This window comes from Kribbella sp. NPDC050124 (genome assembly GCF_044460355.1).
Classification (GTDB): Bacteria; Actinomycetota; Actinomycetes; order Propionibacteriales; family Kribbellaceae; genus Kribbella.
The window spans coordinates 517121-525713 of the sequence record NZ_JBITJU010000001.1; the positions used below are offsets into that span (position 1 = coordinate 517121).

Annotated in this window: 7 protein-coding genes; 4 read left to right on the top strand and 3 right to left on the bottom strand. The window is 67.1% G+C overall.

Annotated features, from left to right (window positions below):
* Positions 1 to 110: 110 nt before the first annotated feature.
* The 3 genes from ACIBL3_RS02650 to ACIBL3_RS02660 all read right to left on the bottom strand — a co-directional run bounded on the left by ACIBL3_RS02650 (position 111) and on the right by ACIBL3_RS02660 (position 3979).
* Positions 111 to 404: a hypothetical protein gene (locus tag ACIBL3_RS02650; protein ID WP_396351405.1), complete on the bottom strand. Its 294-nt coding sequence runs from the start codon at positions 402 to 404 to the stop codon at positions 111 to 113.
* A gap of 48 nt (positions 405 to 452) precedes the next feature.
* Positions 453 to 1652: a mannosyltransferase family protein gene (locus ACIBL3_RS02655; protein WP_396351406.1), complete on the bottom strand. Its 1200-nt coding sequence runs from the start codon at positions 1650 to 1652 to the stop codon at positions 453 to 455.
* 104 nt (positions 1653 to 1756) lie between these two features.
* Positions 1757 to 3979 carry a transglycosylase domain-containing protein gene (locus tag ACIBL3_RS02660; protein WP_396351407.1) on the bottom strand — a complete coding sequence of 741 codons (2223 nt, stop codon included), beginning with the start codon at positions 3977 to 3979 and terminating at the stop codon, positions 1757 to 1759.
* Between the two features lie 571 nt (positions 3980 to 4550).
* Between ACIBL3_RS02660 and ACIBL3_RS02665 the strand changes: the two genes are divergently transcribed.
* From ACIBL3_RS02665 to ACIBL3_RS02680, 4 genes are all read left to right on the top strand, one after another.
* Positions 4551 to 5135: a helix-turn-helix transcriptional regulator gene (locus ACIBL3_RS02665; RefSeq protein ID WP_396351408.1), complete on the top strand. Its 585-nt coding sequence runs from the start codon at positions 4551 to 4553 to the stop codon at positions 5133 to 5135.
* Positions 5132 to 6211, top strand: coding sequence for an inositol-3-phosphate synthase (locus ACIBL3_RS02670; RefSeq protein WP_396351409.1), 1080 nt, complete (start codon positions 5132 to 5134; stop codon positions 6209 to 6211). Before ACIBL3_RS02665 ends, ACIBL3_RS02670 begins: the two co-directional genes overlap by 4 nt.
* A 22-nt stretch (positions 6212 to 6233) precedes the next feature.
* Positions 6234 to 7064 (top strand): DUF72 domain-containing protein, encoded by an 831-nt coding sequence (locus ACIBL3_RS02675; RefSeq protein WP_396351410.1) that lies wholly within the window; start codon positions 6234 to 6236, stop codon positions 7062 to 7064.
* Positions 7065 to 7376: 312 nt separating this feature from the next.
* Positions 7377 to 8429, top strand: coding sequence for a hypothetical protein (locus tag ACIBL3_RS02680; RefSeq protein WP_396351411.1), 1053 nt, complete (start codon positions 7377 to 7379; stop codon positions 8427 to 8429).
* Positions 8430 to 8593 lie beyond the last annotated feature (164 nt).

An 8593-nucleotide genomic window follows, 5' to 3' on the forward strand; every position in this document is an offset into this window, starting at 1 on the left:
GAGGAGGGGTGGCGGTCCCCGCCCGGACTGCCACCCCTTCACCCCTAACGACGTACGAACCCTCCGTGGGGTTGCCTTGCGCCCAAAGTGTCCATATGCCGGACACGGAGTCAGGTGACGGCGGCGAACCAGGCGAGGTTGAGCGCGACCATCGCAGCGCCTGCCGCGACGGTGGCGGGCCAGCCGAGACCGGCTCGCCGGGCGAACACCGGCAGCGCGAGCGCCGCCGCCAGACCGCCGATCTGCACGGTGAACAGATCGCCCAGCAGGTCGACCACGCAGTGATCCGCCGACGGCGCACACAGTGGGGCGCCGGTCCGCACCATCACCTCGTACGCGAACGCGGCCAGCAGGCCGGTCAACACCGCCTGCAGCAAGCTCCTGCCGAGCAACCGGGTGTCCATGCAATCACGCTAGGCGAGCGACCGGCCGCCGTACCTGAGTGAAACTACTCAGCCGGTCCAGCGGCCGGTGAAGAAGCCGGCCGCCCAGACCGCGGCCAGGGGTATGGCGAGGGCCAGGTAGAGGCGGCCGAGCCAGCGTTTTCGCTGGACGAGCACGGCCAGGCCGATCCACAGCGGCCACCAGAGCAGGGTGGCTCGGGTGAGTGAGTAGATCCAGAACGACGTACAGAATGCGCCGACGGTGGCGGCGACCCAGGCGGCCTCACCCCAGGAGCGGCGCCAGACCAGCCACGCGAGCAGCAGCAGGCCGATGACCAGAGTGACCATCTCGGCCCGGAACATCCAGGTCCAGTCGCTGCGCTCGGCGGCGAAGTGGCCCTTGCTGGCGGCCTCGATGGTGTGCCAGATCGAGGTCCACGGCCAGGTGAACTCGCGCGCCCAGCCCTTCTCCTGCGCGTCCTGCCAGGCGAACCACGAGCCGTGGATCTGCTTCAGGTACGCCATGAAGCCGAGCACCGGGACGGCCGGCAGCGCCAGCCACGGCAGCGACAGCCAGTCCCGCTTCTTCGAGGTGACGAACTCGACGAGCAGCGCGAACGCCAGGAAGATCCCGGACACCCGGACCGTCGACGCCATCGCGACCAGAATCGCGGCTCGGGCCCACCGGCCCTGCCGCGCGGCCAGCCAGGCCGGGAACGCGAACGCGCAGAACAGCGCCTCGGTGTAGCCGGCGGCAAGGAACACACCGACCGGCGCGGCGAACCAGACCAGCGCCGCAACCGGACCGAGGTCCTTCAACTGGGGGAACTCGTACTGCGCCAGTCGAGCGAGATAGACCGCGGCGACGGCGCTGGCGACCGCCGACACGACGATGCCCGCGGCAACGTATCCGATCCCGGTGTAGCTGACGAGTCGCACCAGCGCCGGGAAGCCGGGGAAGAACGCGGCCAGGGGAGCCCCGGACGGCTCACCGTTCGCGTACCCGAACTCGGCGACCGCGTTCAGGTGCCAGACGTCCCACTGCAGCCAGGCGCGCCAGACGTTCGGGTAGTCCTTGCCCCGGTTGAACAGCAGCGGCGCCGAGATCGCCAGCAGCAACAGCGCCGCCCGGGTGACCAGCCACCACCCGAGCACCTCCCGCGTCATCGCGGTCGGCATCCACCGTTGCCAGCGCACCCCTTCAACCCGAGCCCGCCGCGCCTTACCCGGCTCCTCCGGTCGTTGCTCCTCGGCCGCCCGCTCAAACACCGACGACACACCCCCAGAAACCCACCCGAGCCCGACTCACGCCCCCATGGTGCCCCATCCCGAAAACAACCGGCGGCACCCGGGTGGGGTGCCGCCGGTCAAAGCTACTGCCCGCTGCCGGGTGTCTCCGGCGTCGCGGTCGGTTCGGTCGTCGTCGTTCCGGTGGGTAGCGGTGGCCAGGCCGGCGTCTTGGTCGGCTTCGTCCTCGTCGGAGTCTCGGTCGGAGTGTTCGTCGGCTTGCGAGGCGTCTTCGACGGCGGGGGCGTGTTCGTCGGAGTCGGCGTGCTCGCGGGCGGCTTCGACGGCGTGGGGGTCGGCGTCGGGCTGTCCTTGATGGCGTCCTCGTCCGGCTCGGCGAACTCCGAGTCCGGCACACCGTCGAGGGCCGGCTTCATGAACGCCAACCAGGTCTTCAGAGGCCAGCCGCCACCGAAGAACGCGGCCGCGTCCGAGTACGGGTCGAGGTCCGACTCACCGGTCTTACCGGCGCGGTACAGGACCGCGGTCGAGAGTTCCGGCGTGTAGCCGGTCCACCAGGAGGTCAGGGTGTCGGCGCCGTCCTTGCAGCCGCCGCACTCGGCGTTCTCCTTTCGGTGCTCGACACCGACGCCACCCGCCGTGCCGGTCTTGCCGGCCACCGCGCGGCCCAACTCACGGGCGTCACTGCCGGTGCCCTTCTCGACCACGTCCTGCAGCACGTAGTTGACCATCTTGGCGACCTCGGGGTCGATGGTCTGCTTGCTCTGCTTGTCCAGCAGGTCCTTCTTCTCGGACCACAGCACCTCGCCGTCCGGGCCGGTCACGCTCTTGATCGTGTGCACCGGGGCGAACTTGCCGTCGGCCGCGAAGGTCGCGTAGGCGTTCGCCATGTCGACCGGCGACGCGTACGGGTCCGGGCCGAGGACGGTGGACGGGTTGTCCCGGCCGACCTCCAGAGCCTTGGTCTTCGGGATGCCGGCCGCCTCGGCTGCGTCCACTACCTTGGCCGGCCCGTTCTCCATCTGCTTGTCGACCAGGTCGTAGAACGCCGTGTTGACCGACTCCTCCGTCGCATAGAGAAGGTCGACCTCGCCATAGTCCCGGTCGAACTCGTTGTTGAGCTCCTTGCCCTGGATCTCGATCGGGCTGTCACCCTGGAAGGTGTCGTAGATGGTCTTCCCGTCCTTCAGCGCCGCCGCGACCGCGAACGGTTTGAACGACGAACCCGGCCGGGCCTTGAGGGTCGCCCAGTTCAACTGACTCTTCAGGTAGTCCGGTCCGCCGTACATCGCCAGGAGCCCACCCGTGCCCGGCTGGACGGTGGCCATCCCGACATGGAGGTTGTCGCGCTTCTCCGGCAACTCCTTCGTCGCCGCGGCGATCATCTTCTTCTGCATGCCGTAGTTGAAGGTGGTGACCACCTTCAGGCCGCCGCCACTGATCTCGTCCTGGGTGAAGCCCAGCCGCAGCAACTCCTTGCGCGCCATGTCGAGCAGGTAGCCGTTCGGACCCTTGTAGCGGTTGTTCTTCTTCTGCTTCTTGCTGAGGTCAGGCAGTTTGTTGGCGTACTTCACCGCCTGAGCGTCGGTGATAGTGCCCATCTGCCGCATACCGTCGATCACGTACCGGTACCGCTCGACGATCCGCTTCTGGGTGCGCGGGTCCCTGTCGTCGATGTCGAAGAGCGTCGGGTTGTTCAGCACCGTCGCCAGGAAGGCGGCCTGCGGCACGGACAGCTTCCGCGGATCGGGCTGTTCGAAGTAGGCGGCGCCGGCCGCGGAGATGCCGTAGGCGCCCTCACCGAAGTAGATGGTGTTGAGGTAACCCTCGAGCGTCTTGCTCTTGTCCTGCTGCCGGCTCAGCTTGGTCGCGATGAACAATTCCTGGAACTTCCGGGAGACCGTCCGCTCCTGGGTCAGGTACATGATCTTCACGTACTGCTGCGTGATCGTCGAACCGCCCTGCAACTGCTCGCCCCGCGCGATGTTGAACGCGGCCCGGGCCATACCCGACGGCGAGATTCCGGGGTTGGTCCAGAAGGTGCGGTCCTCGGCCGCGATCACCGAGTCCTGGACGTGCTTCGGGATCTGCGACAGCGGCACGGTGGTCCGGTTCTGCTCGTAGAACGAACCCAGCGGGTTCTTCTGGTCCGCGAACGTCACCGTGGTGGTGTTGGTGGTGAACTCTTTGTTGATGTCCGGGATTTTCGTGGTCTGGTAGACGATGAAGAAAGCGGCGACCGACCCGATCACCCCAACGAAGAACAGAGCGAGGAGCCAGCCGCCGACCCGGAGCGCCCAGTGTTTCTTGCGCTTGACGGGTACGGCCTTTCTACGAGCTTCACTCACAGTGCAATCCTCGACGATCTCGCGGAAGTCATTGCCCCACAGACTACGGTGGGTGTGGTAACGGCCTCGAATCCGCTCCGGATGCTAACAACCCACCCGGTCACCCGCGAGTCAGGCGGGCAGAGCCTAACCAATTTCTGCCGGAGGCGTCTGGCAAGCGATTACCCGGTCGCGTGCGGTGCGAGCAAAGTCACGGCGTTCAGCGCGGCGGGGAAGCAGGCCAAGAACATCGTGAAGGTGTGGCGGGAACAGGAACTGGTTGCTTGCCTGCACCAACCAACCGGCCAGCCGGGCGGAGATGCCGGTGTACGCGATCATCCCGAAGATGCCGCCCTACAGAGCTCGTGCTTCGCATGACCCTCCGCTCTCAGACCACGACGCTGTGCGTCAGCTGATGAACGCGGATCGGCGCCTGACGTAACAGCTTTCTCGGCGTGTGGCCGTGAACTAGGTGACAAATGGCGACTTTGTCAGGTCTTGTCCACAGCTCTCGGATCTGTTTACAGTGGCGGTGCGATGTATCGAGTCGATACATCAGGTCATGACAAACTAGACCGAGGGAGGTGGGGTCATGGGAAACCGCAGTGGGGTCCTGGAGCTCGCCGTACTCGGTCTGCTGCACGAAGCGCCGATGCACGGTTACGAGCTCCGCAAGCGCGTCAACGCCCAGTTCGGCTGGGGACGCGTGCTGTCGTTCGGCTCGCTCTACCCGTGTCTGAAGGCGATGCTCCGCAACGGCCTGATCACGGCCGACTCCGGTACGCCGGAGTCCGGTCGCAGGCCCAAGATCGTCTACACGATCACTGCCGACGGCAAGGACTACTTCGCGCACGCGATGCACGATGCCGGTCCGTCGGCGTGGGAGGACGACACGTTCGGCGTCCGGTTCTCGTTCTTCGGCCGGACCGATCCGGCGACCCGGTTGCGCATCCTCGAGGGCCGCAGGGCCCGGATGGAGGAGCGGCTGGCCAACTTCCGGGCAGCGATGAGCCGGACCGCGGAACGGATGGATGCCTACACCCTCGAGCTGCAACGGCACGGCCTGGAGTCGGCCGAGCGCGAGGTCCGCTGGCTGAACGAACTGATCGACGGCGAGCGGCGGCAACAGCGGCCCCCTGACCAGCATCACCCGCCTACCCAAGGAGATCCCAGATGACCTCGATCCGCGTAGCGATCGTCGGCGTCGGCAACTGCGCCAGCTCGCTCGTCCAGGGCGTGCACTACTACCGGGACGCGAAGCCCGCGGAACGCGTACCCGGTCTGATGCACGTCGTGTTCGGCGACTACCACGTCAAGGACGTGCAGTTCGTCGCTGCTTTCGACGTCGACGGCAAGAAGGTCGGCCTGGACCTCGCCGACGCGATCGGCGCCAGTGAGAACAACACCATCAAGATCTGCGACGTACCGCCGACCGGTGTCACCGTCCAGCGCGGTCACACCCTCGACGGCCTCGGCAAGTACTACCGCGAGACCATCACCGAGTCCGACGCGTCGCCCGTCGACGTCGTCGCGGCGTTGCGTCATGCCGAGGTCGACGTCCTGGTCTGCTACCTGCCGGTCGGCTCGGAGCAGGCGGCGAAGTTCTACGCCCAGTGCGCGATCGACGCGGGTGTCGCGTTCGTGAACGCGCTGCCGGTGTTCATCGCCGGCACCAAGGAGTGGGCGGACAAGTTCACCGCGGCCGGCGTGCCGATCGTCGGCGACGACATCAAGTCGCAGATCGGCGCGACCATCACGCACCGGGTGCTGACCAAGCTGTTCGAGGACCGCGGCGTCACCGTCGACCGGACCTACCAGCTGAACGTCGGCGGCAACATGGACTTCAAGAACATGCTCGAGCGGGAGCGGCTGGAGTCCAAGAAGATCAGCAAGACCCAGTCCGTCACCTCGCAGCTTCGCGACGAGATCGACGACCGGAACGTGCACATCGGCCCGTCTGACTACGTGGCCTGGCTGGACGACCGCAAGTGGGCGTTCATCCGGCTCGAGGGCCGCAACTTCGGTGACGTCCCGCTGTCGCTGGAGTACAAGCTCGAGGTCTGGGACTCGCCGAACTCGGCCGGCATCATCATCGACGCCATCCGGGCCGCGAAGATCGCCAAGGACCGGGGCATCGGCGGTCCGATCCTGTCGGCGTCGTCGTACTTCATGAAGTCGCCGCCGGAGCAGTACGCCGACGACGTCTGCCGCGACCTGGTCGAGAAGTTCATCCGCGGCGAGGTCGAGCGCTGAGGTCGCTCGCTAAGTTGTAGGAATGCGGCTCCACGTGGGATGTGCCCAATGGACACATCCCGCGTGGCCGCAACCGTCCCGCGACAAGCTCCGCGCGTACGCGTCGTGGTGCAACGCGGTCGAGAGCAACACCACCTTCTATGCGACTCCGTCTCCTTCGTCTGTCGCATCGTGGGCTGCCCAGACCCCACCCGACTTCCGTTTCGTGGTGAAGCTCCCCCAACTCATCACCCACGAGCGCCGCCTCACCAACGTCGCCTCCGAGGCCCGTTCCTTCCTGGATGCGATCGAGCCACTCGGCCCCCGCAACCACTGCCTGTGGATCCAGCTCCCGGCCGCCTTCTCGCCCACCGACCTCGGCGCGCTCGCAGCCTTCCTGCACCAGGCACCCCGTCACCACCGGTACGCCGTCGAGGTCCGCCACCGCGCCTTTTTCGACGACTCCCGCGCCGCGGCCAACCTTGAACAGGTCTTAGGACGTGCTGGTGCCGAGTGGATCCCCTTCGACACCGGCACCCTGTTCGCCAAGCGCCCCACCAGCTACGCCGAACGCGACGCCTGGATGAAGAAGCCCCGAGTCGCCCGCCGCACCCGGGCCCTCACCGGCTTCCCGATGGTCCGCTACATCGGCCGCGACTCGGTCGAGGAAACCGTCGACGGCTGGCAGTACCTCGTCGACCTCGTCCTCACCTGGCTCACCGAAGGCCGATCCCCCACGATCTTCCTCCACACTCCCGACAACGCCGAGGCGCTCAACCTGGCCCGCCACTTCCACGACACCATCCGCACCCAACTACCCGAGCTCCCCGCCCTCCCCGACCCCGTAGAGCTCGAACCCCCCACCCTCTTCTAACACTTATCCACAGCCCAAAACTTCACCCCGGCCCCAAGGCCAAATCTCCATATGTTCTCCGCCGAGACCCACCCCTCGGGAGGACACCATGGAGCATTCAAACCCCACCGCCGCGTCGCTTGGCTCAACCTCAGCCCCGCCGCACTCGACACCGACCTCGCCTCGCTCGACGCCTGCGGAGCGGCGAGCCCGCGCTGACTGGCTCGTCACAGAGCTGCGGCGACTCGCAGCCGCCACCGACAACCCCCACGAGCGAGCCAACCTCCAGAGATCCGCGGACTCCCTCATCCGCCTCGCCACGGCTCACCAGCCGTGACGACCACCCTGGTCGGCTCCCACCCGACCACCTCACTGGACGACCTGCTCGCCCACAGCGCACCGGCAGCAGTCGCGCTCTCCGGCGCCGACCAATCCGCCTGGAACGGCCAGATCGTCGAGACCACCGACGGCGTAGTCGGCCTCGCCCACTGGGACGGCACCCTGTACCTCGGCGACAGCATCCTCCACCCACTACGCCAGATGTACGAGCGTGCCGGCCAAGAGCAACCGGTGACCGACCTCATCAGCTACCGCGAGGCCTTGGCCACCCTCCTCCACGAACACGCCCACTTCCTGGGCCCAGCCGGCGCGAGCCAGGAGGCGGCACGGGGCGCCTTCATCCAGCCCGGCAGCCGCCAACTGGAGGAAGGTGTCGCGGAAGCCTGGGCCCAAGACCATCTCGACGAGTTCATCATCCGCCTAGGAGTCGACGAAGTTGCCCCCGGCATCCACGACGTCCAGTCCACCGGCTACTACCCGGCCTTCGTCCCCGCCGTCCGCATCCTCACCACCGACCTGGAAGCCCGAGCCGACCTCCGCCAGGGCGAGGTCCTCAACACCCTCAACCGCCAAACCGCCGAAGGCCAATTCCCCCACCTGCTCACCCTCCTCTACAACTCAACCCACCTACCCGACCTGGAATCCCCCACCCAAGCCACCACCACCCGAACTCGCCTCGAGTCCCTCCTCCGCGAAGCCCTCTCCCACCTGGACACCTACGAACTCCACCCACCCGGCCACGCCGCCGCCCGCTCCCGCGCCACCACCGCCACCCTCCTAACCCACCTCCAAACCGAACTAACCACCGCCGAATCCGCCCAAACCCCCCACCCCACCGCCTGCACCCTCCCCGCCCCCACACCCCCGTCCACGGCGAGCCAGCCTCCGCGATCCCCTTCACGCCTGATCCCACACCAATCCACCCCACACGCCTTCTACACAGCGCTCGCAGGCCTAACTCCCCCAAAACCCACCCCAACCTCCACCCCCACATCCCCCTCCCCACCCCACCGCGCATCCCCAACCTCCCAATCCCTATCCCGCTGACCGCCCACCCACACCCGCATCCACCCCGACCCCGGTCCCAGTACTGCGATGACACCCAGAAGCTCCCGCACACCACAAACACTGCGCGGCAGGACGCCACACACCGGCGACGCAAATGCTCCGCACGACGCCAGTACTGCGGCGCTACGGAAAGCCCCCAAACG